This is a genomic window from Methylobacterium carpenticola (assembly GCF_042748905.1).
GTDB classification, from domain to species: domain Bacteria; phylum Pseudomonadota; class Alphaproteobacteria; order Rhizobiales; family Beijerinckiaceae; genus Methylobacterium; species Methylobacterium carpenticola.
Genome location: NZ_JBHZEO010000001.1, coordinates 683,652 through 710,424, shown reverse-complemented (window position 1 = coordinate 710,424; position 26,773 = coordinate 683,652). Strand labels below are relative to the sequence as shown.

At 68.9% G+C, this 26,773-nt stretch carries 22 protein-coding genes; 11 read left to right on the top strand and 11 right to left on the bottom strand.

The window, feature by feature from the left end; translation table 11 throughout:
- Positions 1 to 104 precede the first annotated feature (104 nt).
- The 3 genes from ACE101_RS03380 to ACE101_RS03370 all read left to right on the top strand — a co-directional run bounded on the left by ACE101_RS03380 (position 105) and on the right by ACE101_RS03370 (position 3,607).
- Positions 105 to 1,298: an acyltransferase family protein gene (locus tag ACE101_RS03380; RefSeq protein ID WP_379126132.1), complete on the top strand. Its 1,194-nt coding sequence runs from the start codon at positions 105 to 107 to the stop codon at positions 1,296 to 1,298.
- A gap of 428 nt (positions 1,299 to 1,726) precedes the next feature.
- The gene (locus tag ACE101_RS03375; protein ID WP_379126131.1) at positions 1,727 to 1,876 is read left to right on the top strand and encodes a hypothetical protein; all 150 of its coding nucleotides are present in this window, start codon (positions 1,727 to 1,729) and stop codon (positions 1,874 to 1,876) included.
- A 108-nt stretch (positions 1,877 to 1,984) separates the two neighbouring features.
- Positions 1,985 to 3,607: an ABC-F family ATP-binding cassette domain-containing protein gene (locus tag ACE101_RS03370; protein ID WP_379126130.1), complete on the top strand. Its 1,623-nt coding sequence runs from the start codon at positions 1,985 to 1,987 to the stop codon at positions 3,605 to 3,607.
- 178 nt (positions 3,608 to 3,785) lie between these two features.
- Here ACE101_RS03370 and ACE101_RS03365 read toward each other — a convergent pair whose 3' ends face one another.
- The 3 genes from ACE101_RS03365 to ACE101_RS03355 form a co-directional block, all read right to left on the bottom strand.
- Positions 3,786 to 4,082, bottom strand: coding sequence for a phage holin family protein (locus ACE101_RS03365; protein WP_379126129.1), 297 nt, complete (start codon positions 4,080 to 4,082; stop codon positions 3,786 to 3,788).
- 138 nt (positions 4,083 to 4,220) lie between these two features.
- A complete protein-coding gene (locus tag ACE101_RS03360; RefSeq protein WP_379138454.1) occupies positions 4,221 to 4,958 on the bottom strand; it encodes a Crp/Fnr family transcriptional regulator in 738 nt (245 codons plus the stop codon).
- A 240-nt stretch (positions 4,959 to 5,198) separates the two neighbouring features.
- A protein-coding gene (locus ACE101_RS03355; RefSeq protein WP_379126128.1) for an IS630 family transposase occupies positions 5,199 to 6,145 on the bottom strand; the annotation gives its coding sequence in 2 pieces (ribosomal slippage) (positions 5,199 to 5,809 and positions 5,809 to 6,145; 948 coding nt in all).
- Positions 6,146 to 6,299: 154 nt separating this feature from the next.
- On the opposite strand from ACE101_RS03355, the gene ACE101_RS03350 reads away from it, so the two are divergent.
- The 5 genes from ACE101_RS03350 to copM all read left to right on the top strand — a co-directional run bounded on the left by ACE101_RS03350 (position 6,300) and on the right by copM (position 12,525).
- Positions 6,300 to 6,746 carry a hypothetical protein gene (locus tag ACE101_RS03350; protein ID WP_379126127.1) on the top strand — a complete coding sequence of 149 codons (447 nt, stop codon included), beginning with the start codon at positions 6,300 to 6,302 and terminating at the stop codon, positions 6,744 to 6,746.
- 140 nt (positions 6,747 to 6,886) lie between these two features.
- Positions 6,887 to 8,566 (top strand): HlyD family efflux transporter periplasmic adaptor subunit, encoded by a 1,680-nt coding sequence (locus tag ACE101_RS03345; RefSeq protein WP_379126126.1) that lies wholly within the window; start codon positions 6,887 to 6,889, stop codon positions 8,564 to 8,566.
- 12 nt (positions 8,567 to 8,578) lie between these two features.
- Positions 8,579 to 11,719, top strand: a complete 3,141-nt coding sequence (locus ACE101_RS03340; protein ID WP_379126125.1) for an efflux RND transporter permease subunit — start codon at positions 8,579 to 8,581, stop codon at positions 11,717 to 11,719.
- 51 nt (positions 11,720 to 11,770) lie between these two features.
- A complete protein-coding gene (locus ACE101_RS03335) occupies positions 11,771 to 12,136 on the top strand; it encodes a hypothetical protein (RefSeq protein ID WP_379126124.1) in 366 nt (121 codons plus the stop codon).
- Positions 12,137 to 12,159: 23 nt separating this feature from the next.
- Complete coding sequence (copM, locus tag ACE101_RS03330) at positions 12,160 to 12,525, top strand: CopM family metallochaperone (protein WP_379126123.1); 366 nt, start codon at positions 12,160 to 12,162, stop codon at positions 12,523 to 12,525.
- Positions 12,526 to 12,603: 78 nt separating this feature from the next.
- On the opposite strand, the gene ACE101_RS03325 is transcribed toward copM, so the two are convergent.
- Positions 12,604 to 13,275, bottom strand: coding sequence for a DUF4142 domain-containing protein (locus ACE101_RS03325; RefSeq protein WP_379126122.1), 672 nt, complete (start codon positions 13,273 to 13,275; stop codon positions 12,604 to 12,606).
- 141 nt (positions 13,276 to 13,416) lie between these two features.
- Between ACE101_RS03325 and ACE101_RS03320 the strand changes: the two genes are divergently transcribed.
- The 3 genes from ACE101_RS03320 (at position 13,417) to ACE101_RS03310 (ending at position 16,401) form a co-directional block, all read left to right on the top strand.
- The gene (locus ACE101_RS03320; RefSeq protein ID WP_379126121.1) at positions 13,417 to 13,659 is read left to right on the top strand and encodes a hypothetical protein; all 243 of its coding nucleotides are present in this window, start codon (positions 13,417 to 13,419) and stop codon (positions 13,657 to 13,659) included.
- A 1,348-nt stretch (positions 13,660 to 15,007) separates the two neighbouring features.
- Positions 15,008 to 15,774, top strand: a protein-coding gene (locus tag ACE101_RS03315) for an IS5 family transposase (RefSeq protein ID WP_379126120.1) whose coding sequence is annotated in 2 segments (ribosomal slippage) — positions 15,008 to 15,323 and positions 15,323 to 15,774 — 768 coding nt in all. Because the reading frame shifts where the segments join, the coding sequence is not laid out codon by codon here.
- Positions 15,775 to 15,870: 96 nt separating this feature from the next.
- Positions 15,871 to 16,401: a hypothetical protein gene (locus tag ACE101_RS03310; RefSeq protein ID WP_379126119.1), complete on the top strand. Its 531-nt coding sequence runs from the start codon at positions 15,871 to 15,873 to the stop codon at positions 16,399 to 16,401.
- Positions 16,402 to 17,271: 870 nt separating this feature from the next.
- Here the strand turns inward: ACE101_RS03310 and ACE101_RS03305 are convergent.
- The 7 genes from ACE101_RS03305 to ACE101_RS03275 form a co-directional block, all read right to left on the bottom strand.
- Positions 17,272 to 18,201 (bottom strand): ketopantoate reductase family protein, encoded by a 930-nt coding sequence (locus ACE101_RS03305; protein WP_379126118.1) that lies wholly within the window; start codon positions 18,199 to 18,201, stop codon positions 17,272 to 17,274.
- Between the two features lie 10 nt (positions 18,202 to 18,211).
- Positions 18,212 to 19,306: an isocitrate/isopropylmalate dehydrogenase family protein gene (locus tag ACE101_RS03300; RefSeq protein ID WP_379126117.1), complete on the bottom strand. Its 1,095-nt coding sequence runs from the start codon at positions 19,304 to 19,306 to the stop codon at positions 18,212 to 18,214.
- 163 nt (positions 19,307 to 19,469) lie between these two features.
- Positions 19,470 to 20,456: an aminopeptidase gene (locus tag ACE101_RS03295; protein ID WP_379126116.1), complete on the bottom strand. Its 987-nt coding sequence runs from the start codon at positions 20,454 to 20,456 to the stop codon at positions 19,470 to 19,472.
- A 45-nt stretch (positions 20,457 to 20,501) separates the two neighbouring features.
- Positions 20,502 to 22,169: a GMC family oxidoreductase gene (locus tag ACE101_RS03290; protein ID WP_379126115.1), complete on the bottom strand. Its 1,668-nt coding sequence runs from the start codon at positions 22,167 to 22,169 to the stop codon at positions 20,502 to 20,504.
- Between the two features lie 68 nt (positions 22,170 to 22,237).
- Positions 22,238 to 24,133: a TRAP transporter large permease gene (locus tag ACE101_RS03285; protein WP_379126114.1), complete on the bottom strand. Its 1,896-nt coding sequence runs from the start codon at positions 24,131 to 24,133 to the stop codon at positions 22,238 to 22,240.
- Between the two features lie 70 nt (positions 24,134 to 24,203).
- On the bottom strand, positions 24,204 to 25,238 hold the full coding sequence (locus ACE101_RS03280; protein ID WP_379126113.1) for a TRAP transporter substrate-binding protein: 1,035 nt from the start codon (positions 25,236 to 25,238) through the stop codon (positions 24,204 to 24,206).
- A gap of 625 nt (positions 25,239 to 25,863) precedes the next feature.
- Positions 25,864 to 26,685: a FadR/GntR family transcriptional regulator gene (locus ACE101_RS03275; RefSeq protein ID WP_379126112.1), complete on the bottom strand. Its 822-nt coding sequence runs from the start codon at positions 26,683 to 26,685 to the stop codon at positions 25,864 to 25,866.
- Positions 26,686 to 26,773: the final 88 nt, after the last annotated feature.

The following is a 26,773-nucleotide window of genomic DNA, read 5'->3' as shown; positions in this document are numbered from 1 at the left end:
GGTTGCCGCCGCGTCGCTGGGCACCCGCGCCGATCCGCCCCGCCTTCCAGGCTTGGCAATCCCGGCCGCCTGGACAAGGATCGTACGGGGGAGAAACCAAGCAGATGCATTATCCGATCGCCGCGATCCTGGCCGGCGCCGGTGCGGCCGCCCTCGCCGCGACCCTGCTCGCCGGCCTGCTGGCCCGCCGGAGCTTTCCGCTGCCGCCGGCGGAGGCGCGCATCGGCTGCATCGACGGCCTGCGCGGCCTGCTCGCGCTCGCGGTGCTCGTCCATCACTTCGTGGTCTGGATGCAGGCGACGAGCCTCGGGGGCGTCTGGTCCGTGCCCAAAGTCAACCTGTTCGCGCAGCTCGGCGCGGGCGGCGTGGCCCTGTTCTTCATGGTGACGGGCCTCGTCTTCTATCCGCGCATCCTGGCGGGGTTCCGGGCGACGCCCTGGCCCCGCCTCGTCGCCATGCGGGTCTTCCGCATCGTCCCGCTCGTCGCCGTCTCGGTGGCGATCGTCACGGCCGTCATCGCGGCCCGCACCGGGCGGGGGCTCGACGCGGCGTTCCCGGGCGCCGCGGCGCAGTGGATCGCGGCCTGGGACGAGCCGCCCCTGCTCGGCGACGCGCAGAGCGGGCGCGTCAACGCCTACGTGCTGTGGTCCCTGGGCTACGAGTGGCTGTTCTATCTCGGCGTGCTCCCGGCCTGCGCGCTGGCGATGGACCTGATCCGCGGACGGCTGCCGAGCTGGACGGTGCCGGTGCTGCTCCTGGCCATCGGCATCCTCGGGCGGGAGGCGGGCCTGCCGATCCCGCTGCTGCGCTTCCTGCCGCTCTTCGCCATCGGGATGCTGGCGCACGAGATCCGCGCTCGCGAGGCCCTCGCCCGTCCCCTTCGCTCGCGCCCCGCGGCCATCGTCGCGCTCCTCGCGCTCGCGGTCGGCCTCGTGGGGGCACGCAACCCCTACGGGGCCACCCTGCCGCTCTTCGCCCTGTTCTTCGTCTGCGTCGCCTGCGGCAATTCCCTGTTCGGGCTCCTGGCGACGCCGGGCGCGCGCGTCCTCGGGGAGTGCTCGTTCGGCCTCTACCTGCTGCATGGGGTGCTGCTGAGCATCGCCTTCGAGGATGCGGGCGCGGCCTCCCTCGCACCGGCGGTCGCCCCGATCCTGCTGCCCCTCGCCGCGGTCGCGGCGACGCTCCTGGCCGCCGCCGCCTTCCTGATCGTGGAGCGCCCAGCCCTGCGGCTCGGCGCCTCCCTGACGCGGCGGATGCGCCCGGCCGCGCCGCTGCTCGCGGCGGCCCCGGCCTCATAGGAACGGCGCCCATCTCGCCCTGATCGGCGCACTCCCCGCCTGGACGCGCCGCCGCCTCGCGCGGTCCGGCCCGGAGGACGGCCTCGGATGCTTCCTCGCCCGGGCCGCCCTGCGGGCGAGCCTCGTCGCGCTCGTGGTCACGCTGGCGAACCACGCCCCGATCCTCGGCCTGAGCCCCTGCCTGTGATCCGGATCATCCGAGCCTGATCGACTCCACCATCCGACGAGCGCCACCCGAGACTGAGAAATAAAGTCGTAAGCTTGTCCACATTCTCCACAATCCCGACATTTATCGCCGATACGGCACCCGCGCTGCCGATCCGGGGATCGGGCGCCATAAGAAATTCTTGAAGTCTAGGGTCAGGTCCGTGAGTTTCACAGTCAGAGTACTTCACAACAAGCGTGTCGTTGCGTTTCAGCACGGCTCCTTGCTGAACGCCATCGAGCAGGGCCTGTCGCTGCTCAGCTCCGGCGCCAGGGACGTCAGGATCACGGACGTCGCGGGGCGCGAATGCTGCCCGACCGCGCTCTACCGGTCGCTTGCCGGGCAGCCCGCCATCGCCTCCAAGGCGGCCTGAGACGTCGCGGGCGCAGCCAGGCGCATGCCTGCCCGGCCAGGCCGCCCCTTGCCGCTCCCGCGCCCCTTCGCGTAAGGGCGGGTCACCTGTCCCGACACCGTCAGATCGATGATTCGCCTCGATAAAATCAGCAAGCAGAACGGCAAGCAGATCCTGTTCATCGAGGCCTCGGCGGCGCTCCAGCGGGGCGAGAAGATCGGACTCGTGGGACCGAACGGCGCCGGCAAGACCACGCTGTTCCGGATGATCACCGGCGAGGAGCAGCCCGACGAGGGTCAGGTGGCGACCGACCGGGGCGTCAGCATCGGCTATTTCAGCCAGGATGTCGGCGAGATGTCGGGCCGGAGCGTGGTCTCCGAGGTGATGAACGGCGCCGGCGCCGTGAGCGCGGTGGCCGAGGAGCTGAAGGCGCTGGAGACGGCGCTCGCCGATCCGGACCGGGCGGACGAGCTCGACGCGCTGGTCGGGCGCTACGGCGAGGTGCAGGCGCGCTTCGAGGAGCTGGACGGCTACGCCCTCGAAGGCAAGGCGCAGGAGGTGCTGGCGGGCCTCAGCTTCAGCCAGGAGATGATGGAGGGCGATGTCGGCGCCCTGTCGGGGGGCTGGAAGATGCGGGTGGCGCTCGCCCGCATCCTGCTGATGAACCCCGACGTCATGCTGCTCGACGAGCCGAGCAACCATCTCGACCTCGAGAGCCTGATCTGGCTCGAATCCTTCCTCAAGGGCTTCGAGGGCGCGCTGCTGATGACCTCGCACGACCGTGAGTTCATGAACCGGATCGTCGGCAAGATCGTGGAGATCGACGGCGGCAGCCTGACCACCTATTCGGGCGACTACGCCTTCTACGAGCAGCAACGGGCGCAGAACGAGGCGCAGCAGCAGGCCCAGTTCGAACGCCAGCAGGCGATGCTGGCCAAGGAGATCAAGTTCATCGAGCGCTTCAAGGCCCGCGCCTCGCACGCGGCCCAGGTGCAGAGCCGGGTGAAGAAGCTCGACAAGATCGAGCGCGTGGAGCCGCCGCGGCGGCGCCAGACGGTGGCGTTCGAGTTCCAGCCCGCGCCGCGCTCGGGCGACGACGTCGTCAGCCTGAAGAACGTGCACAAGCGCTACGGCAGCCGCACCATCTATGACGGGCTCGACTTCGCGGTGCGCCGCAAGGAGCGCTGGTGCGTGCTCGGCATCAACGGGGCAGGCAAGTCCACGCTCCTGAAGCTCGTGACCGGCACCGCCCAGCCGGACGACGGCCGCGTGGCGATGGGCGCGAGCGTGAAGCTCGGCTACTTCGGGCAGCACGCCATGGAGGTGCTGGGCGGCGACCAGACCATCCTGCAATTCCTGGAGCAGTCCTTTCCCCAGGCCGGGCAGGGCTCGCTGCGCGCACTCGCGGGCTGCTTCGGCTTCTCCGGCGACGACGTCGAAAAGCGCTGCCGGGTCCTGTCGGGGGGCGAGAAGGCTCGGCTGGTCATGGCCCAGATGCTGTTCGACCCGCCGAACTTCCTCGTCCTCGACGAGCCCACCAACCACCTCGACATGGGCACCAAGGAGATGCTGATCGCCGCCCTGTCGCAATACGAGGGCACGATGCTGTTCGTCTCGCACGACCGGCACTTCCTCGCCGCCCTGTCGAACCGCGTGCTCGAACTCACGCCCGAGGGCGTCCACCAATACCCGGGCGGCTACACGGAATACGTGGCGCGCACCGGCCAGGAGGCGCCGGGCCTGCGCAGCTGAGCGCGGGCGGCCCGGAGCCCCGAGCAGACTTGCCCGATGCAATTCACCGGTTGGACTGCTCCCGGCAGCCGCCCTCAGCAGACCATCGATCCTATTCTCGCCCTCGGCCTGAGGGCGTGGGCAGGATAGCTGCAAAACCGGTCAAGCAGGCTCCGGGTTGGTGGGTGGGATAGGGTGCTCAGGGCCGGCCGACGGACCGGATCTTGGCCGTGCCCCACCAGCCCAGCCCCCCGGCGGCCAGGATGAACGGTGCGGCGACGATCAGCGCGCCCGCCACCTCCGATCCCGTGAGCCAGGCCAGGGCCTTGACCGCCGCCACGAGGAGCAGGAAGGCCCCGCAGCACAGGCACAGGAGCCCGCCCCCGAAGGACGAGCCGACGCGGCCGGCCATGCGGCGGATGCGCTCGATCTCGATCGCCAGGAGTTCGAGTTCCATGACCGCGAGGTCCGATGCCTGCCGGACCGCCTGGAGCATCAGACCGAGGGTGCTCTCCCGGCCCGCCGTGATTCGCTCTGCCTGACTCATCCGCCCGCCGCCCGGCCTCCCACCGGGCACGACAACCCGCCTCGCGCCGCACCGTTCCCCGGAGGTCGTTCCCCGAGGGCCGGCGCGTCACGCCTCGTTGGTGTCGAGGTGAGCCCCCTCGCGCTCCAGATGCAGATAGTTGGGATTGAACAGCCCGACCTGCTGGAGGGCGTCGAGATCCGGGATCACCAGGGTCTTGCCCTTGAGCACGATCAGGCCGCGGGCGCGCATCTCCTGCAGCGTGCGGTTGACGTGGACGGTGGTCATCCCGGTCGTGTCGCCGAGATCGGCCTGGGTGATGGGGAACTCGCAGCTGTTGCCTTCGGTGAGCCCGACGCAGCGCAGGCGGATGAAGACCTCGCACAGGAGATGCGCCACCCGCTCCAGCGCGTCCCGCTGGCCGAGATTGACGGTCCATTCGCGCTGGATCGCCTCCCGCACCAGCGCCTCCCACCACAGGGCCTGGAGCAGGCGCGGATGAGCGAGCGTCACCTCGTTGAACAGGTCCGGCGGGATCTGCGCCAGGGTCACGGGCGTGATCGCCGCGATGGAATGATCCATCTCGCGCAGGATGAAGGTGTTGAGGTCGCAGAGGTCGCCGGGCAGGAAGAAGCCGACGATCTGCCGCCGGCCGTCCTCGAGCGTCTTGTAGCGGCAGCACCAGCCGGACATCATCAACCGCAGAACCTTCGGCGCGTCGCCCTCGCGGATGACGTCCTCGCGGACGCGGAACTGGCGAATATCGCTACCGAAGCGCGACAGCGCGACCTTGTCCTCGCCCGAGAGCCGGACGAAATGTTCCAGTTTGCGGACGAAATGATGCATCATGCCGAGGACAAGCCGATTGGTCGTCCCAGCATAGGCCCTTGCCCCGACGCCCGGCACATTCACATGGATCAGTCGGATCGACCCGGCGGATGCAGGCGAAACTGTTCTGAGCGCCGAACCACGCGGCGGATCTCCGGGACGGCGTTACAATCCGGCAGATCCCGTATCCGGGAGCTGACCGGGTGCCTTTCCATGATCATACGCCCTCCGCCGCCCCGCAGCTAGAGCGGCATCCGATCAGGTTGCGTCGTAGCCAGCAGCGGCGAAGTAGGCTCGACACTCAGCCCGGGCGAAGCGCTGCAGGCTGCGCCGAATGGCGTCCCAGAGGTCTGGGATCGTTCGCGCCGCCGCGCTGCGCAGCAGAGCTTTCAGCTTCGCGAAGGCTAGCTCGATGGGGTTGAAGTCAGGCGAGTACGCCGGGAGGTAGAGGAGCTGGGCTCCTGCGGCCTCGATGCGCTCGCGGACACCGCTGACCTTGTGAGCCGGCAGGTTGTCCATGACGACCGTGTCACCGGGCTGGAGGGTGGGGGCGAGCACGTCCGCCACGTAGGTGCGGAAGGCTTGCCCGTTCATCGCGCCGTCGAGCAGCCAGGGTGCGGTGATGCCGCTGGTGCGCAAGCCCGCCGTGATGGTGGTGGTTTTCCAATGACCCCGCGGCACGCTCATCCGGCAGCGCTCGCCGCGCGGCGCGCGCCCGTAGCGGCGGGCCATGGCGGTACTGGCTGCGGTCTCGTCGATGAACACGAGGCGATCCGGATCGAGGTCGAGTTGGCCCTCGAACCACGCCTCGCGCGCGGCCCTCACATCCGGCCGCTCCTGCTCGGCGGCGTGGCCGGTGCTTTTTTTCGCGAGATGCCGTGGCGCTTGAAGAAGCGCGAGAGGCTGCTCTGGGCCACGCCAACGCCGTGCTCGGCCAGAGCCGCACGGAACTCATGCAGGTAGATGCCGGGCTTCGCCTCGTAGAGCGACAGGATCAGGTCGGCCTGCGCCTCGATCCGGTGCGAGCGCTGATCTCCGCCCATCGGCTTAGGGGCGACGTGACCCTCACGGGCGAACTGCCCGCACCAACGGCTCGCGCTCGCCAGACTGACCCCGAAGCGTTCGGCTGCCTGGTGTCGGGACGCGCCGGCCTCGACGGCATGGACCACGCGCTGACGCAGATCGACGGACAGGGCTGAGGACATCGGCGCTCTCCTTCGCCGACCAACCCATCACCCCGCCAGCTGTTTCAGCCCGCTCGGATAGCGCTCTAGATCATGCCCGGCGGCGCTTCCCCGGGCGACCTCCGCGGCCGCGGCACCGTTTCCGGGCCGGGCCGGATCGTGCTAGCGTGATCGCATGCCGCCGCTGCTGTCCCTCGCGCGCCTGATGGCCGTGGTGATCGTGATGATCGCCGCGGCGTTCGGCGCGTCGGCGGCGCAGGCCCATGCGGGGCACACCCATGCGGGGCACGCGCATCCGGCGGCCCCCGCGGCCCGCACCGCCGGGCTGGCGCCGGAGACGCTGGGGGCCGTCACGGCCGTGGTCGGCCGGACAGCCCTGGCCATCCCGGCCGGCCGGCCGGCGAAGGCAGAAGCGCGGGCCGAGGGGCCGGCGGAACGCCCCTGCGGCGGCGTCTGCTGCGCCATGGGCCCCTCCTGCTGCATGCCCGGCATGATGGTGCCCTTCCCGCTCCCGGCCCTGCCCGCGCCCGGCGCCGCCGCACGCCTGATCGCGGCGGCCGAGCCGCTCCCGGCCGGCATCGCGCGGGAAACCCTCCCCAGACCTCCGAGATCGATCGCCTGAGCATCATTCGCCGGAGCGCTCACCCCTTCGGCGGCGACCATGATGCGAAGAACCGCCTTCCGAGCAGGGATGCCTCCGGCGGCCCCGCTTGGAACCCGCGCGGCGGAGAACGCCCGCGTCCATCGGCGAAAGATCCACCCATGTTCCCACCCAGGACGGCCGCGCTGCGCGCGCTGGCCGTGGCGGCGCCCCTGCTCGCAGGCTCCGCTCACGCGCATGACGGGCACGACCACGGCGCTCCCCCGCCACCGGTTTCGAGGACCATCGCGCCGCGCGGCGAGGCCGCATCGACGGCGTTCGAGCTGGTCGCGGTGCCGGGCGACGGCGCGCTGATCCTCCATCTCGACCGCTTCGAGACCGGCGAGCCGGTGCGCGGGGCCACGCTGACCGTCGAAACCCCGGCCGGGCCGGCCGATGCGGCGCCCGTCGCCGATGGCAGTTACCGGCTGCCCGCGCCCTGGCTGCGGGCGCCCGGCCGCTACGACCTGATGGTCACGATCACGGCCGGCGGCGACGCCGACGTGCTGCCGGTGGCACTGGACCTGCCGGATCCGCCCGCCGCCCGGCCGGCCGCGCACGGGCCCCGCCTCACCGGGCGGGCGGACCCGGCCCTGCTGGCGGTGGCGGGCGGGGCCTTCCTGCTCGGCAGCCTCGTCACGCTGCTGGCGCGGGGGCGCCGGGGGCCGGTGATCGCCGTGCTCGCCGTCGCCGTGACGGTGCTGCTGAGCGCGAGCGCCTTCGCGCATGGCGACGAGGATCACGGGCCGCGGGAGGGCGCCGCCGCCCTGGTGCCGCCCCGTGCCGGCGACGAGCCGGCGGGCGATCTGGCGCAGCGCCTGCCCGACGGCAGCGTGTTCGTGCCCAAGCCGACGCAGCGCCTCCTCGCGCTCCGCACCGTCATGACCGCGATCGGCCCCCACCGCCGCACGATCGGCCTTCCCGGGCGGATCATCGCCGATCCGAATGCCAGCGGGGTGGTGCAATCCTCGGTCGGCGGGCGCCTGTCCCCGCCCCCGTCGGGCGTCTTCCCGCGGCTCGGCGCGCCCGTGCGGACCGGCGAGGTGCTCGCCCGCGTGACCCCGCCCGTGCAGCGGGTCGACCTCTCCGACATGCGCCAGCGCCAGGGCGAACTCGACCAGCAGATCGCGATCGTGCAGCGGCGGGTCGAGCGCTACCGGCGGCTCGCACCCAACGGGACCATCGCGCAGGTCCAGCTGGACGAGGCCCTCGACGAGCTGAAGGGCCTGCGCGACCGCCGCGCGGCCCTCGACGCGATCCGCGCCGAGCCCGAGGCCCTGGTGGCCCCGGTCGACGGCGTGATCGCGGAGGCCGCGGCCGTGGCCGGCCAGATGGCCAGCCCCGGCCAGATGGTCTTCCGGATCATCGACCCGAACAGCCTCTGGGTCGAGGCGCTGAGCTTCGACGCCCTCGGAGCCACGCAGGCCGCCAGCGCGCGCCTCGCCGATGGCCGCATCCTGCCCTTGATCGGGCGGGGCTCCGGCTTGGCGGACCGCAACCAGGCGATCCCGGTTCAGTTCGCGATCGCGGGCGGGACCGGCGGCCTGCGGATCGGCCAGTTCGTCACGGTGCTCGCCGCCACCGATGACGAGCGGCGCGGGCTCGCCCTGCCCCGATCCGCCATCGTGCGCACCGGCAGCGGCCAGGACGTCGTCTACGAGCACATCACCGCCGAGCGCTTCGCGGCCCGCCCGGTCCGCGTCGAGCCGCTGGATGGCGGCCGCGTGCTGGTCGCCGCCGGCCTCGCGGCGGGGCGGCGCGTGGTCAGCCAGGGCGCCGAGCTCCTGGATCAGGTGCGCTGAGGAGCCGGCCCGATGTTCACGTTCCTCGTCGGCCGCTCGCTGAGACACCGCCTGCTCGTCCTCGCCGCGTCGCTGGTGCTGGTGCTCCTCGGCGCCTTCACGGCCACCACGCTGCCCGTCGACGTTTTCCCCGACCTCAACCGGCCCACGGTCACGATCATGACCGAGGCCGAGGGCTACGCGCCCCCGGAGGTGGAGCAGCGCGTCACGGTCCCCATCGAGACCCGCCTGACCGGACTGCCGGGCGTCACCCGCCTGCGCTCGGTCTCCGGCATCGGCCTGTCGATCGTCACCGTCGAATTCGACTGGGGCACCGACCTGATCCGCAACCGCCAGCAGGTCGCCGAGCGCCTCGCGCTGGCGCAAGACCGGCTGCCGCGCGCCGTCACCCCGCAGATGGGCCCGATCGCCTCGATCATGGGCCAGATCCTGCTGATCGCGGTGACGGGCGAGGAGGCCGGCCCGATGGCGGTGCGCGAGGCGGCGGATTTCGTGATCCGGCCGCGGCTGCTGGCCATTCCCGGCGTGGCGCAGGTCATCCCGATCGGCGGCGAGGTGCGCCAGTTCCGCGTCGCGCCCGACACGGCAGCGATGCGGGTGCTCGGCGTGACCAATGCCCAGCTGGAGGCCGCCCTGACGCAGTTCGGCACCGATGCGGGCGGCGGCTTCACCGACCAGCACGACCGCGAATATCTGATCCGGGCCGTCGCCCGCACGATGAGCCTGGACGACCTGCGCACCCTCGTGGTCGCCACGCGCGACGGCGCGCCGGTGCTGCTGCGCCAGGTCGCCGAGGTCTCGTTCGCCCCCCGGGCCAAGCGTGGCGAGGCGGGCGCCATGGGCCGGCCGGCGGTGATCGTGTCGGTCGAGAAGCAGCCCGGCATCGACACCGTCGCGCTCACCCGCACCATCGAGCAGGCGCTCGCGGAGCTGAGCCCCGCCCTGCCGGACGGGATCCGGGCCGACCGGATCCTGTTCCGCCAAGCCGACTTCATCGAGACCGCGATCGCCACGCTCGGGCGGGTGCTGCTGGAGGCGATCGCCGCCGTGGCGGTGGTGCTGTTCCTGTTCCTGCTCAACCTGCGCACGACGGTGATCTCGCTCACCGCCATCCCGGTGTCGATCCTGACCACGGCCGTGGTCTTCCACCTCTGCGGCCTGTCCATCAACACGATGACGCTGGGCGGGCTCGCCATCGCCATCGGCGAACTGGTCGACGACGCCGTGGTGGACGTCGAGAACATCGTCCGGCGCCTCGGCGAGAACCGGCGGGCCGGCAGCCCGCGCAGCGTCCATCGGGTGGTGGTGGAGGCCTCGGGCGAGGTCCGCTCCGGCATCGTCTACGCGACGCTGATCATCATCCTGGTCTTCGTGCCGCTCTTCGCCCTCTCGGGCATCGAGGGCCGCCTCTTCGCCCCCCTCGGGCAGGCCTACATCATCGCGATCCTGGCCAGCCTCGCGACCTCGATCACCCTGACCCCGGTGCTCGCCGCCTGGCTGCTGCCGGGGCTGAGGAGCCTGGAGGAGCGGGACGGCCGCCTCCCGGCCCTGCTCAAGCGCGGCAATGCGGCCTTGCTGCGGGCGGCCCTGCGCCATCCGCGGGAACTCGCCGCCACGGTGGTGGTCGCGGTGCTCGCCGCGGGCATCGCCGCCTGGCAGCTGCCGCGGGCCTTCCTGCCGCCGTTCAACGAGGGCAGCTTCACGGTCGGCATGGCCTTCAACCCGGGCATCTCGCTCGCCGAGAGCGACCGGGTCGGCCGGATCGCCGAGCGGCTGCTGCTGGAGATCCCCGGGGTGGCCTCGGTCGGCCGCCGCACCGGCCGGGCCGAACTCGACGAGCACGCCGAGGGCGTCCACGCCTCCGAGATCGAGGTGGCGCTGACGGAGGACGCGGCCCGATCCAGGGACGCCCTGGCGGCGGAGATCCGCCGGCGCCTGGCCGTTCTGCCGGTCTCGGTCAATGTCGGCCAGCCGATCTCGCACCGCCTCGACCACATGCTGTCGGGCGTGCGCGCCGAGATCGCCCTCAAGATCTACGGCGAGGATCTGGACGCGCTCCGGCGCGTCGCCGCGGGCCTGCGCGAGCGGATGAGCGCGATCCCGGGCCTCGTCGATCTGCAGGTGGAGAAGCAGATGCGGATCCCGCAATTGGAGATCCGCGTCGACTACACCCGCGCCGCCCTCTACGGCGTGTCCCCCGCGGCGGTCGCCGACCAGATCAGCCGCCTGTCCAACGGACGGGTGGTCTCCACCCTGGTCGACGGGATCCGGCGCTTCGACGTGCTGATCCGCCTGCCGGAGGAGCAGCGCACCACCGCGGGCCTCGGGAACCTGCTGCTCGAAACCCCGTCAGGCTGGGTGCCGGCCGCCCAGGTCGCGGAGATCCGCGAGACGGACGGCCCCAACCAGATCCTGCGCGAGAATGCCCGCCGCCGCATCGTGGTGCAGGCCAATACCGGCGACGGCAGCGATCGGGCCGCCATCGTGGCGGCGATCCGCCGGGCGGTGGCGCAGGAGCCCCTGCCGCCGGGCGTGACCGCCCAGCTGGAGGGCACGTTCCGGGCCCAGGAGGAGGCGACGCGGACCATCGCGGTCCTGTCGGCGCTCTCCCTGGCCCTGGTCTTCGCGATCCTCCACAGCCGCTACCGCTCCGCGGCGCTCGCGCTGATCGTGATGGGCAACGTGCCCCTGGCGCTGATCGGCAGCGTGGCCGCCCTGTGGCTGGCCGGCCAGCCCCTCAGCATCGCCTCAATGATCGGCTTCGTCACCCTGACCGGCATCGCGGCGCGCAACGGCATCCTGAAGATCAGCCACTACCTGAACCTCGCGCTCCACGAGGATGTGCCGTTCGGCCGGGATCTGGTGATCCGCGGCAGCCTGGAGCGGCTGACCCCGGTGCTGATGACCGCGCTCTCGGCCGGGATCGCGCTGGTGCCGCTGCTCCACGACCCGGCGAGCCCGGGCAAGGAGATCCTGCACCCGGTGGCGGTGACGATCTTCGGCGGCCTGATCAGCGCCACGCTGCTCGACGCGGTGCTGACGCCGGTCCTGTTCCTGCGGTTCGGCCGCGCCCCGCTCGAGCGTCTGCGCGCCCATTCCGTCCCGACCGCCCTCGCCGCCAGCGTGCCCGCACCGCCGCACGCGGCGTTCTGAGCCCCCCAAACCCCCTTCGGCAAACCCCCCTTCGGAAGGAGATACGACGCGATGATCGCCTGGAGATTCGCTGCGGCCGGCAGCCTGCTGCTCGCCCTGCCGGTCTGCGCCCATGATTCCACCGGCCGGAATGGTGGCCGGGTCACCGATGCCGGCCGGTATCACCTCGAACTCGTCGCCCGGGACAGGATCATCGAGGTCTACGTCCTGGACGGCAACGAGACGCCCCTGCCCGCGACGGGGTTCCGCGGCACCGCGATCCTGGTCGTGAACGGCAGGCCCGCGCGCATCGCGCTGGCGCCCGACGATGCCGGCAAGCTGACCGGAACCGCCGAGGTCGCCCTCGGCCCCGTGCCCAAGGGCGCCGTACAGCTCACCGCCCCCGACGGCACCACGGCCAGCGGCCGCTTCAACTGACCCCCACCGACAGGACGGATTCCATGACCGCCACCCGCATTGCACTCACCGCCACGCTGCTCGCCGCCGGCCTGGCCGGCACCGCCCTCGCGCAGAGCCCCGCTCATCACCACGGCGGCACGACCACGGGTGACGCACCCTCGACCCGGGATTTCGAGGAGGCCGACAGGGCGATGATGCGGGCCATGCACGTCGCCTATACCGGCAACCCCGATATCGACTTCCGCACGCACATGATCCCGCACCACCAGGGCGCGATCGACATGGCCAGGGTGGCGCTCAAGCACGCCAAGGATGCGCAGACCCGGGCCATGGCCCAGAAGATCATCGACGATCAGGAGAAGGAGATCGCCGAGATGAGGGCGTGGCTGAAGCGGAACGGCCGGTAGGCCAGCTGTCAGCCGAGGCCCGCCGGGCGGCGGGCCTCGGCGCGAGGCATCGCGCGCTTGGCGCGCGATGCGGGGCGTTCAGCCCTGCGGACCGCCCATCGCCCGCTGCATCTGGCTGAGCTGGGAGATGTGCAGGTTGATCAGCGGCAGGGCCCCGCGGGCGATCCGGCGGAGGGCGGGGTCCTCGCCGCTCTGGGCATACGACCCGTGGATGGCGAGCGCCTCCTGATGGCCCTGAAGCGACGCGTTGACGAACATCGCGTCGTATTGCGGGCCCGGCTGCATGCCGCTGAGCTGGGCCATGATCTGGGCCTTCTGCTCGTCCGAGGTCATGCCGCCCCCGCCCTGCGGGACGCCCAGCGCACCGCCGACCGCGCCCGCCGTAGCCCCCACCACGCCGCCCGCGACCGCGAAGGGCGCGGCGACGAGGCCGCCCACCACGCCCCCGGGGCCGGGCGGACCGCCGGCCGCGGCCGGGGGCGCCCCGCCCGTCACGGCGTCGATCTTGTTGGCGAGGTTGACCTGCTCGGTGACTTCCGCCCGGGAGAACTTCTTCACCCGCGGATTGGCGGTCTTGGCGAAGGCATCGCGGGCGGTGTTCTCGAGGAAGAGCCCGCCTTTCGTGGCCATGGCGAGATAGATCGGCGTCGGGATCGCGCCGGCCGGCGTCGGCTGCGCGACGGCAGTCCGCGTGACGGCGAGGGCGGCCGTGGCGGATAACATGCTGGCGAGAAAGCTGCGGCGGTGCATGCGGTTGGCTCCCGGGAGGAACGGAGACGCATCCGGACGCCATTCGTCCGGACGCTCGGCGGGACCAAGTTCCCGAAAAGCCCGGGTGTTCCTCGGCAACCCGTACGGAGTCCGGTCGATCCACGGATCAAGTCCGGCGCCTTGCGGGACGAGGCCGGCCGGCTCTCCGTCACGTGGGCGCTGACCCGCGATGAAGGCGCCGTCGAGCACGTGGCCCTGAACTGGGTCGAGAGCGGTGTGAACCTGCAGCCCGAGAAGGCGGCGCGGCGGGGCTACGGACGCGAGTTGATCGAGAAGGCGCTCGCCTGTGCGCTGAAGGGGCGGACGGAGGACGTGCTGGGCGCAGACTGCGTGTGCTGCCGGATCGAGCGGCCGATCATCTGACCCGCGGCAGCGGCAGCTTGGGATCGGGCGGCCACCTTTCGGAGATGGAACACTCGCCGAGAGCTGGCGTTGGCCCCCCATCACCTCTCTGCGTCAGCAAATACGCTCGGCAAGGTCCTAACCCTGTGCCGGGCGTATTTGTGTCGTTTCGTGCCGAAGCAAAATAATCGATGACAGGCGGCGAACCAGGGCGCCGTGCCTGCGTTGGAGCCGTACCTCCAACATGAGAATCGTAATGCGCTCAATCACGGCAGCTGTCTTAACAGCACTTGCTCTCGCGACCGCCGGGGCTGCGAACGCTCAAACCTTGTTGCCGCGCGATCCTGCTACGACTGGAACGCTCGGTCGTGCGCCGGGCACCACGGGCAACGAGGCCGATCTGTTCTACGCCCCCGACGGCACGGGAGCCTCGCAGATCAGCACCGATGCTGCGGCAGGCAGCAATGCAGACCAGCCTGAGCGGGCCATCCCTCAGGGGAGCGGCGGTGGCGGTGGCAACGGCGCTGGCGGCGGTGGCCGTTAAGCATCTCTGATCACGGCTGCGGACACCCGACGAGGCCTGGATCCCTCCTCGTCGGGTGTTCGGTCGTCTTGAGCGGACCCTCCGCCAGCGACGCGGTTCCCAGTCTCCGCCACGCGCCCTCTGGCTCACGGTCCGGACGGACGTCCTGCCCCCGATCCCGCCAAGAACGGCAAGCTCCAAGAACGGCAAGCTCGAGCGACGGGTCGCCGGCCTGACGCTGGATCGCCCGATATTGCAGGACCTGCTTGAGGGAAATTGGTGAGGCCGGCTCGTCGCCGCGAAGTCGCTGGTGACCGAAGGGGGCCTCCGGCGCCAGCGCACGAAAGCCCTGCCGGGCGACCGGCTCCTCAGGGCCTCCCGCGAGACGACGACCACCGCCGCTTGGCCGCGCTTGCTGGCCGCGCTTGGTCGGGACGGGGCTGTAGCCCCGGGGATCACCTCCGGGAATCTTCCTGCCGGCGGCGCCTTGAAGGTGTCAGGGTGCCGGCCGGCGGCCTCTTACCGCGTCCTGCTCGATGTGCCGCAGGCGGCGACCGCCTCCCGGACCGTGGAGGTTGTCCCGAGTCCCTGCGGCCGGGGCCGCACGTGCGGGTGAGCCACCACAATCCGCAGCGCCCGCCCACAGTCCGGCGATGAATAGCGTTATCGGACGCCCAGATACGATCACGGACTGCCCCGTCGAGATCTCGGGATCCGTCGGATCGACAAGGCAACGGATTAATCAATCCGACCTATGCCGCCCCTCACAGTATAGGATTTAGGGCCTGTTGTCGCTTGAACCCTCTGGGCTGATGAGCGTTTCCCCACTTTGAGTGAGGAGACGCGATGCTGACGGACGCCCAGTGGGCCGAGTTGGAGCCGCTGGTGGAAGCCTGCCGGCCCAAAGGCAAGACGCCGCCCCTTGAACTGCGCCGCACGATCTCAGCCATCCTTTGGCGGCATCACAACGGCGCCTCCTGGCGCGCCATCCCGGCCGAGCTGGGTCCCTGGTGGCAAGCCGCCCAGGTCTTCATCCGCTGGGCGCGCGCCGGTGTCTGGGAGCGGCTGCTCGACCTCGTGCAGACCCGCGGCGTCGCGCTCGGCATGGTGTTTCTCGACGCCACGAGCATTCGGGCTCACCAGAAGGCGGCGGGCGCGGCCAAAAGGGGGGATCTGGAGCCGAGCGAGACCATCGTGAAGCTCTTGGCCGTTCGCGTGGCGGCTATGGCACCAAGGCCTGCGTGATCGCCGACGGGCGAGGACGCGCGATCGCGTTCCGCCTCGCGCCCGGCCAGGCGCATGAACTGCCGCACGCTCTCCCGTTGCTCGATCGACTGCCCGGCGTGCCGCAGTGGGTGGTGGGTGACCGCGGCTACTCCAGCCACCGTTTTCGCGAGGCGATCTGGACCGCCGGTGCACGGCCAGCGATCCCGACCAAGGGCAACGAGGCCCCGCTCGCCTGTCCTGAGTGGATCTACAGCAACCGCAACATTGTCGAGCGGCTCTGGGCCCGGCTCAAGGAGTGGCGGGCCATCGCCACCCGCTACGAAAAGACCGCCGTCAGCTTCATGGGCATCCTTTGTCTGGCCGCCACTCTCGATTGGCTCAAGTGACGACAGGCCCTAATTCGAAATGGCGCTTGACCCAATCCAACGCGCACATCAGCATGTATCTTGATAGTCAACATCGACTGTCTAGGGAGTAGGGCTATGCACAAGCTGGCTATCATGGCCACGGCAAGCCTCGCCGTGGGCGTTTCTGCTCAAGCTGCCGAGCTACCGAAGCAAGACAACTTCCGAGTTTCTTATACCTTCACCAGCCCCGCCGGAACGAAGCCGGTGACGATCGGACCGAATCGCGCAGCCGCAGTCAATGTCGGCATGATGACTGCGGTGAATGCGGACGGTAAGCCGTTCATGAACGGGATGTCTGGACGTTGCCTGAGCACGTTCCAGATGGACGGCAACGAGAAAGTGTTCGAGAACTCCGGCTACTGTCAATTCGTGGACGCTGATGGCGATCACATCTACGAGCGCTATACCTACGCCTCGCAGCCGCTCGGACCGAAGAACGTCGGTGAGGGCCAGTGGATCGGCGGCACGGGCAAGTACACGGGAGCGTCGGGCACCTTCCGCATCGAGAGCGGGCGCATCGCCTCGGCGACCGAGGGCGCAATTCAGACGATCGGCATGAAGATCGGCTCCTACACCCTCAAGGAGAAAACCGCGGAAGCCAAGTGATAAGGCGCCGTTTCTCAGATCGGCATCCGGCTTGGAGGCGCCACGCGTTGGACGACAGCTTGGCCCTCCATCGATAACCATGACCGCTCATGATCGTTCAGACCATGGGCGATCATGCCAGAACGCTCCGTGGCGCGACAGGAGTGAGGCCGCAACGATGCTTCATGGCCACAAGATCAATGCGCCCGTCTGTCCACGCGGATAATGCGGCGAGAGCCATTCCATAGCTCCACGGCGTTCGTCACTGCGAGCATGCGGGCGCCCATCAACGCCTCGATATCATCGTGAGCCTCGATGGACTGAACGCCTACGATCCGATCGTCCGGGCTGAGCAGATACGCGCGGTACACTGATGGCTCAGCGTCCGTCTGAAGCGGGGTCCCCTGCTCTTGCTGCTTGCGGGACACGGCCTGTCCCCCCCTTCACAGGCACCCGAATGGCCAAGCCTGTGACACGCTCAAGATACTCCAAATGTTCACGGCATCAAGGAGTGAGGAAATTACTGTGCAGGACTGTTCAAGCGTCGTGACGCGGGAACGCAATTTGTTCCGCAAGACGTCAGGCTTGGCGCTGGTGGCAGCCTCCGCCCAGAATATCGACCGAACGGTCTCGCCTCACCGCGCCTGCAAGCCCACCCTGCATTGGATACCAGCCGGGCCACCCGATGGAGGCAGGCCATGACCACGATTCCCTGCCGCCAGCCGCCTCGCGGGCCTCCGGCGCCAAGCGCGTCAGCGGACGCGGCGACCCCGGCCGTGGGGAATCGCTCGTCTTGTTGACATAACCTCCCACAAACGGGAGCGGGTGGCGCATCTCAGGTCACCCAGACCGAACGCCTCATCAGGATCGACCGGCTCGATCAGGAGTCGATCAAGCGGCGAAGCCCGCCTCTCGTGCCTTGATGATGGCGACGACCGTCTCGTTGATCGGCGTTGGGACACCGTACTGCTTGCCCAAGCGTGGGATCGAGCCGTTGATCGCATCGACCTCGCCGCGGCGGCCCGCGCTGTGGTCGAGGAGCATCGAGGGCCTGGCGTCGGGGATCTTGCCGCCAAGCTTCCTGATGTGCTCGATCGGATCGCCGACATCGAGCACCACGCCGATCGCTTCAGCGACCGCGATCGCCTCCGTCGCGCAACCCAGTGCCACCTGCCAAGCGTTTGGATCGGCCATGACGCCGCCGATCGTGAGGCCCGTCACGCAGGTGGTCCCCGAGAAAGTAACGTTCATGATCAACTTCTCCCAGACCATGCGCTGGACATCATCGAAGAGATGGACCTTGAACCCAGAATGCTCCCAGATCTTGGCCGCGGCCTGCAAGCGCCGCAACGGCAACCCGGCCAAGGCGCCGAAGCGGATCATCTCCAATCCGTTGTGATGAACATGACCGGGTCCGCGCATTGAGGCGCCGAAACCGCCAACGACCCCGACAGCGATCTTGTCTTTGTCCAGGATAGAAGCTGCAATTTCAGGTGAGCCGAGGCCGTTCTGGATGGTCTGCACCACGGTTTCCGGTCCGATCAGTGACACGCACGAGCGTGCCGCTGCTTCGACGTCGAACGCCTTGGTGGCGATGATCACGAGATCGCAGGTCCCAATCGCGTCCGTGGTCGTGCCGGCACTGGCGAGTTGCACGGTGCGATCACCGCTCGCTCCCTCGACACGCAAGCCTTTCGTCCTCATTGCTTCGGCGTGATCGGGCCAGAGCGTAACGGCATGCACCTCGTGGCCGGCGGACGCCATGAGCGCGGCATAGACCGAGCCCATCGCGCCGCAACCGACGATCGCGACTGTCGACATGCCCGCCTCCTTACGCAGCCAGAGCGCTGGAGGTCAGCGCATTCTGGATCGCCCGGGTGACGTCAGCCGTTCCGGCCGTGCCGCCGATGTCACGAGTCTTCGGTCCATGGGTGAGGACCTGGCAGGTCGCCGCGCGGATCGCCGCTGCGGCGCTGGCGCAGCGCTCGTCCGCGTGCCGGTCGGCCATCCAGTCGAGCAGCATGGCGGCCGACAGAATGGCGGCGATGGGATTTGCGACCCCCTGGCCCGCGATATCAGGCGCGGTGCCGTGGCTCGGCTGGAACATGCCATGTGTCTCGCTGACGTCGCCCGAGGGCGCCACGCCCAGGCCACCGACGACGCCGGCCGCGATCTCGGAGGTGATATCACCGAACACGTTCTCGGTGACGATCACGTCAAACCGCTCGGGGTTGGTCACGAGCATCATCGAGCCTGCATCGATGTAGAGACGCGCTGTCCCGATATCGGGGTGCCGGGCTGCCACCTCGTCGAAAACTTTCCGGAGAAAGGCGTTGCTGCGCAGCACATTGGACTTGTCGAGGAGCGTGACGTGCCCGGGTGTACCATGCAGCCGGCGACGCAGGCGCGCCTGAGCGAAGGCGAGTTGGAACAGCTTCTCACTCGTGGCGCGGGTGATCGTCAGGCGGTCGCTGGCGCTTTCATCGTTCGGTTCCGTCGGGTCGTGACGGCCAGCGAACAGGCCTTCGGTCAGCTCCCGGATGACCACCATGTCGATCGTGTCGGCGCGGACACGGGTGGGCACACCCGGGAAGAGGCGGCAGGGGCGCAGGCTGGCGAACAGGCCGTAGTGCTCGCGCAAATCGATTTGAGGTGCGATCTCGGTGCCGTCCGGGTAACGCACGTCCGGCAAGCCCATCGCGCCAAGCAGGATGGCGTCGGCCTCACCGACGGCCTTCATGGACGCGGCTGAAATCGCCTCGTTTGATTTCTGATAATACGCCGCACCCGCCTCGTAGGTGGTGTAGTGTGGAGTGATGCCGTGACGCTTCAAGGCGTCGGTGAGGACGGCGACGGCAGCGTCCGTCACCTCGGGTCCAATGCCGTCGCCGGGCAAGAGGGCAATGTCGTAGTGGTTCTTGGCCATGGCCAGTCCCTCTCCGTTGGTCGGATCAATCATAAAGATCGAGCTTGCTATTTGTAGCTTCTCATCAAGCGCGATCGATACTTGTTATGCATACCCGAGGTCATCGAGGCAGAAAGAGTTCATGTGCGTTGCAGCGTCCCACTTGGGACTGTGCCCCTTGCTCTCACGCCTCGGCAAATTCTCCGACGAACTTCCCGCTGTCGAGGATCATCTCCTCGTCGAGGTAGATCGTCGGCCGACCGATGATGCCATCCAGGTGGATCTTGGCCCGTACCGTGCCGCCGGGCAGGGTCGCGCTGCTTCCTGTGCTGACGTGCGTCCACCCGTATATCCGCTCGCCTTCAAAGCTGGGATCCTCGCCGATGAGAGCCGCCCCCGGGTTCGTCCCGATGCCCCATGCGGCAAACGCGTAGGCGTTCGGATCGTCGAGCGATGCCAGCAAGTTGGACAGCCTGGCCGCCTCGCTGCCGCCCTTGATCGAGACGAGGCGGCCGTCTTCGAACGACATCGTCACTGGCGACGTCACGCGGCCGATCTGGGTGATGGAACCGTCCACGACGGCCACGCCCGATGCGCTTCGTGCCCTCGGAACGCTGAGGAACAGGCCCGGAGGGAAGGCGTCGAGGTCGCCGGGATCCTTGGCGACGCCGTCGAGCGTCGCCAAGGGGTGCTCCAGCTCGTAACGCATGTCGGTCCCGAGCTCGGTCGTGACCCGGGCGGTGCGCGCCCGCGCAACCCGCTCCGCGAGACGGTTCGTCAGGGCGACCAAACGGTCCATGTCCACCGAGAGGGTGCGCAGGAACCCATCCTCGGTCACTCCAGGCATGGTGATGACCCGCGCACCGGCTTTCTGCGCTGCTACGCGGGCCGAGGAGTGGGTCAGCGAATAGGTCGTGTAGAGGAACGTCAGATCCGCCTCCTGCATGGCCGCACGGACCGCTGCCGGAGGTTCCTGTGGGCTGCTCCGCCGCGTTGGCATGACGACCAGGACCGGCTCGGCCTCTGCCGCCATGGCTGCCGCCATGAGCGCCTGGGCCACCGACTGGTCGCGCATCGTGTCGGTCACGACCAGCACCCGCTCCCCGGGCTTGACGGAGCCGCACATCTCGACGGCGATCCGGGCACAGCGTTGCAGTTCCATGGCTTTCATGATGCGCTCCGCAAGCATTCCAAGTATTTGAGAAAACGTCTGGATTTAGGCCGCTGCCCTGGCCGAGCCACCAGGCGAGAGGGGCTGCAATCCCCTGATCATGTCCGCCGCCTTTTCCGCGATCATCATCGTTGAGGCGCAGGTATTCGCGGACGGCATGTTCGGCATGACGGAGGCGTCGACGATGCGCAGCCTCTCGATCCCATGCACACGCAATTGGTCGTCGACCACCGTTGTCGCGTCGCGGGCCGGGCCCATACGGGCCGTGCCCATGACGTGATAGGAGGACACGCCGAAGCGCCGGGCGTAATCGAGCAGCTCGTCGTCACCGACTACGCCGTCGCCAGGCATGGTCTCGGCGTCAAAGAACCTGGCCAGCTCCGAGCTGCGGAGCAGCCGGCGTGCCACCCGCATACCCCCGAGCAGGACTTCCCGGTCGTAGGGGTCCTCGAGATAGTTCGGTTGTACGACCGGGTGCTCGAACGGATCGGACGAGCGGGCCCGGACGTAACCGGTGCTCTGCGGCCGGTGCTGCCATACCCCGCAGGTCATGCCAGGATAATCGTCGAGGACGCCGATATAGCCTTCGCGGTAGCTCGCTGGCGTGAACACGCCCTGGATGTCAGGAGCGTTCAGCCCCTCCCTCGACTTCCAGAACCAATGCACCAGCGACGGGCTCAAGGCCAGGATGTTGGGAAGGCCCACCATCCACCGCGCGATCTGGCCCCCGAGACGGGCCCCGCGCGCCAACTCGTTCATGGTGAGGCAGTCCTTCACCTTGGCCACCATGCGGACCGAGAAGTGATCCCGGAGGTTTTCGCCGATGCCGGGCAGCTCGTGCACGACCGGAACACCGATGGACTGGAGATGCGCCGCCGGACCGACCCCCGAAATCTGCAGCAGCTTCGGCGTGTTGATGGCTCCGCCGCATACGATCACCTCGCGCCGGGCCCGCACCTCGCATGGGGTGTCCCGGCTCGGGCCGCATGCGTAACGCACGCCTGTCGCACGCTTCCCCTCGAATAGGATCGCCGTGGCCTGGGCCCTCGTGCGCAGCTCCAAGTTGCGCCGCTTCTTCGCCGGGCGGAGAAAGGAGCGAGCGGTGCTCTGCCGCCAGCCGTTCATGATCGTGCGCTGGTAGTAGCCCACGCCTTCCTGGCTGGTGCCGTTGTAGTCCGGATTGCGCGGCATGCCCTGCCCCACGGCTCCGGCAATGAACGCCTCGCAGATTGGGTGAACCCAATCCATGTCGGTGACGGCCTGTTCTCCCGATCTTCCGCGGAAGGCCTCGTCGCAGGCCCCGATCTTGCGCTCCGTGCGCTTGAAGTAGGGCAACACGTCTTCGTATCCCCAGCCCGGATTGCCCGATGCCGCCCATTCGTCGAAATCCGACGGTTGGCCGCGGTTGTAGGCGAGCCCGTTGATGGAGGTCGAGCCGCCGAGCGTGCGCCCCTGCGGGATCGGGATGCGCCGGCCGCTGGTGTTGGCCGTCGGCTCGCTCGAGAACTGCCAGGTGAAGGCGGGGTCGAAGAGCACCTTGATGAAGCCTGCCGGGATGTGCAGGAAGGGGTGCCAGTCCCTCGGGCCCGCCTCCAGCACGCAGACGGTGGTGCGGCCATCCTCCGTCAGGCGGTTCGCCAGGATGGAGCCCGCAGCCCCTGCGCCGACGATCACGTAGTCGAAACTGTCTGTGGTGTCGTGAGTTCTGGGCATCGTCGTTCTCGGTGCGAGGTGGTGGGAGCCGATGCGTGTCAGCGACCGGCCGGCGCGCGGGAGTCGCCTCAAAGGAATCCGATGGAGATCCAGGGGATCGCGGCGACCAGGACCAGGCCTGCGAGCAGGGCCATGACGTAGCCGAGGATCGGCCTCATGCCCGCGTCGGGGCTGACGCCACTGATCGCGCAGGCGGCGTAGTAGCCGACGCCGAACGGCGGAGCGAAGAGGCCGACGCCCATGGCCAGGATGACCACCATGGCGTAATGCACCTCGTGCACCCCGACCTCGCGCGCGATGGGGAACAGCAGCGGGCCGAAGAGCACGATGGCGGGGATGCCCTCCAGCACGCTGCCCAGCACCACGAAGGCGAGGACCGAGACGGCGAGGAAGGTTGCCGCTCCGCCGGGAAGCCCCGTCATGGCGGCTGCGAGCTGGCGCGAAAATCCGGACTGCGTCAGAGACCAGGCCATGCCCGTGGCGGCGCCGATGATGAGCAGGATTGCCCCGGACAGGGCGGCCGTGCTGACGAGCATGGGCATCAGCCTGCGCCAGTCGAACCGCCGGTAGATGAGCAGCCCGGCAAGGGCCGAGTAGGCGATGCCGAGGGTCGAGACCTCGGTGGCGGTCGCGACGCCTTCGATGACCGCGGCCCGGATCACGAAGGGCAGTGCCAGCGCCGGGAGGGCGACGAGCAGGCTGAGACCGATCTCCCGCGCACCGGCCCGGCGTACGTGCGAGAGATCCTCATTCCGGTAGCGCCACCAGACGACGGCCCCCAACGCGACGGCCAGCACCGCGCCGGGCAGCATGCCGCCGGTGAACAGCGCGGCGATCGAGACGCCGGTCACGGACCCGATGGTAATCAGGACGAGGCTCGGCGGGATGGTCTCGGTCTGGGCGCCGGTGGTCGCGAGCAGCGCCACGAGGTCGCCGGGATCGGCGCCGCGGCGCTTCATCTCGGGGAACAGGACCGGCGCGACGGCGGCCATGTCCGCGGCCTTGGACCCCGAGATGCCGGAGACCAGGTACATGGCACCGATCAGCACGTAGGACAGGCCACCCCTGACATGGCCGAGCAGGTTGGCAAGGAAGGTCACCATCGCGCGCGCCATGCCGGTCATCTCGATCAGCAGGCCGAGGAACACGAAGAGCGGCACCGCGAGCAGGATGAGGTGCGACATGCCCTCATCCATGCGCCCGACCACGACCTCCATGGGCGCGTTCGTGGTGAGGCCGAGAAAGCCAACGGTCGCCAGCCCGAACGAGAACGCGATCGGTACGCCGCTGAACACCAGCCCGCCGACGATACCGACGAAGAAGACGAGCAGGTTCAGATTGCCGAGCTCGCGCAGCACCGGCTCGAGCGCGGCCAGGCCGGCGGCGATGGCTCCGACGAGCGCCAGCGCCACGAGCACCAAGCGCCGGTTCCCGACCTCGATCAGGCGGAGCACAGCGATCACCAGCATCAGCCCGAACCCGACCGGCAGCGCGGCCGCGCGCCACGCGTTGGAGAGTTCCAGCGCCGGGGTGGTGAGGAAGGACTCATCCATCATGAAGTTGAGGGATGGCTCCATCAGGAGCGCGACGAACGCCAGCGCCGCGGCAATGGCTATCACGTCGAGGAAGGCGCGGGTCCGCGGGCTCGCCATGGCGACCAGGGCCGTCATGCGCATGTGTTCGCCACGGCGGAATGCAACGACGGCTCCGAGCATCGCCAGCCATAGAAAGAGGATGGACGAGAGCTCGTCCGTCCAGATGAGCGGGCGCGACAGGTAGCGCCCGATCACGCCGGCGAGGAGGACGACGATCTCGGTCAGAACGAGGATGGCCGCAGGGATCTCGACGAGGAGGCCCACCCCTGCGTCCAGCCGGGCGGCCCATCGGCGTGAGCCAAGGGGGATGCCGTCCAGGATGCCATGGGGCGCCAGTTCGCCCACGAGGTTCGTGCTCGCCGTCTTCATGTTTCCTCCTCCTTGCTGCGGTTCGGTCCCCCGGGCCGCGGTCGTGCGCCGACCGGCCTTGGCTCGTGCGCTACGCCAGTTTGCCGACGGCCTCCTCGAGGACGCCCCAGGCCTGATCGCCGAACTTCTTTCGCCATTGGTCGTAGAACCCGGCCTTGCGCAGCTTCTCGCGGAAGGCGCTCCGGTCGGGCTCCGTGAATTCGAGCCCCTGTCCCTGAAGCTCCGCCCGCAGACTGTTGCCGAGGTTCTCCACATCGGCGCGCTGGCGTAGCGCGGCGCCGTTGATGTGGCGGCTCACGATCTCTTTGAGATCGGTCGGCAGACGCTCCCAGGCGCGGCGGTTGCCGAGGAACCAGTAACCGTCCCACATGTGATTGGTGAGAGCACAGTGCTTCTGCACCTCGTAGAACTTCGCCGTCGAGATCGTTACGAGAGGGTTCTCCTGACCATCGACCACCTTCGTCTGCAACGCGGAGTAGACTTCGGAAAGGTTGATACTGGTTGGAAATGCGCCGAGAGCGCTGAACATCGACGTCCATAGAGTGCTCACCGGCACCCGCATCTTCAGCCCGGCGAGATCCTCCGGCTTCGTGATCGGCGTGGAGCGCGTGGTGATCTGCCGGAACCCGCTGTTCCAAATTCGATCCATCACGAAGATCCCGGCGGCATTGATCTGCTTGCGGAGCAGCACGCCGAGTTCGCCATCCATCGCCCGCCAGACGGTCGGATAGTCCGGCCAAACGAAGCCGATACCGTACATGGCGCCGGCTGGGATCAGGGTTGACAGCCCGGCGACGCCGGAGACCGAGAAGAATTCGAGCCCGCCGCTTCGCAACTGCGCCAGCATATCGGTGTCGCCGCCGAGCTGGTTATTGGGAAAGACCCGGAGCAGGAAGCGTCCGTCGGTCTCTTTGGCGATGGCGTCGGCGGCCTCCTGCGCTCTCATCGAGAGAGGGTGGGTCGCCGGAACATTGGTGCCGTACTTGTATTCGTAGGCCGCGGCGGCCTTGGCGGTCCTGATGCCGAACGTGCTGACGGTGGTCGCCGCGGCCGTCCCCAGGAGCAGGCCCCGCCGGCTCATGCGGGCGTCGGTGATGGTGCTCATCGCTTGCCTCCCTAGCAGCATGCGTATGATGTTGTGAACGTCAGACATTTGCCGGAACGCCGCGTCGTCCGTCAAGCGCGAAATTCAGATTGTCTGATGTTTGAGGTCAGCCCGGACGATCGGCATCCAGGCCGGGCCGGTCCCGTCAGGGGACGAGCGCGCGCCTTGTCAGGCGTAACGAGACCTGCGCGCGAAGCCTTCGGACTACACCGTATCGGGGTCCATCATGTCATGAGCTACCATGCATGGTCGCATCGGCGGGCCGCGCCCAGGTCTCTCAACACCTGCCGCGCACAGGTCTCATACGGTTTCCGGATGATCGCTTCGCGATGCGGAAACCGGCCTCGCTCAGGCGCCGCGCGGGCTCGTGATACGGTTTCCGAAAGTGATCGTCCGGAAACCGTATCATAAGGGGCCGGGACAATGCCCTGGCCATGCCTCCCGCCTCTCGCGACGGTGCGCATGAGGGTCGCGGAGGCCGTCCGGCGCCTTCTGCCGTGCCTCGTGCAGGACTACCCGGTGCAGGGTCGGCACTCGTGCCTTGCGCGGGGGCCGCCCCCGGCTGCCGAGGGCAGGGAGGGCGAGCTCGATTGCCCGCTCCGGCATCCTGCCCGTTGGCCCTGGATCAGGCGGACGCAGCAGGTGCTGCGGGCTGATCCGACCCGGCACTCCCGGATGTGTCCACGATCTTGCGCAGCCGCTCGGCGGCGCGCAGCAGATGCTGCCGCATCGCTTCACGAGCCCCATGCTCGTCCCGCGCCTCTATCGCTTTGGCGATCGCGAGGTGCTCCTTGAGGGTCGCTGCCTTCGTTCGTTCGAGCCGGTACGTATCCAGGTACCAGACGGCGACGAGACTCTGGAGCGTCTGCGCCAGGTTCAGGTAGAGCGGGTTGCCCGAAGCCGCGGCGATCGCCGTATGGAACTCGTTATCAAGATCCATGAACGCCTTGGAACGGCTGCGCTCGTCGCCCATACGTTCCACGATCTGCAGCAGATGGGCGCCGACGCCCGGCGCGCCGGCGGCCGCAGCGCGGCCTGCGCACTCGACCTCGATCAGCACGCGCACATCGACGAGGTCGCCCAGGTTCTGCTCAGTCAGCAGGGAGCCCCATTGGAACGCGCCGGACAGCAACTGGGACGTTGCCTCGCGGATGTAGGAGCCGTCGCCGGGACGGGCCTCAATCACGCCGAGGATGACCAAGCTCTTGATCGCCTCGCGGATCGTGGAGCGTCCGACGGCGAACCGGGCCGCCAGCTCCTTCTCGGGCGGGATGCAGTCCCCCGGCTTCCAGACCCTCTTCAAGATGAGCTCGGCGATGGCCGCGACGATCTCCTGCGGCAGCGTCGCCCGTGGCAGCGGCTTCAGGTGCTGCTCCGACGCGGACGTCCCCGGCGCCGCTCGCCCGGACGGAGTCGACACCACCCGAAGACCAGCTGACTTGGCCATAATCATACTCCGGTCGCAGAGGCCGGGTGGCCCGGACCGGATGTCCCGGAGCCAGCGATCCTCTTGAATGTCAGACAGATGGGCGCAA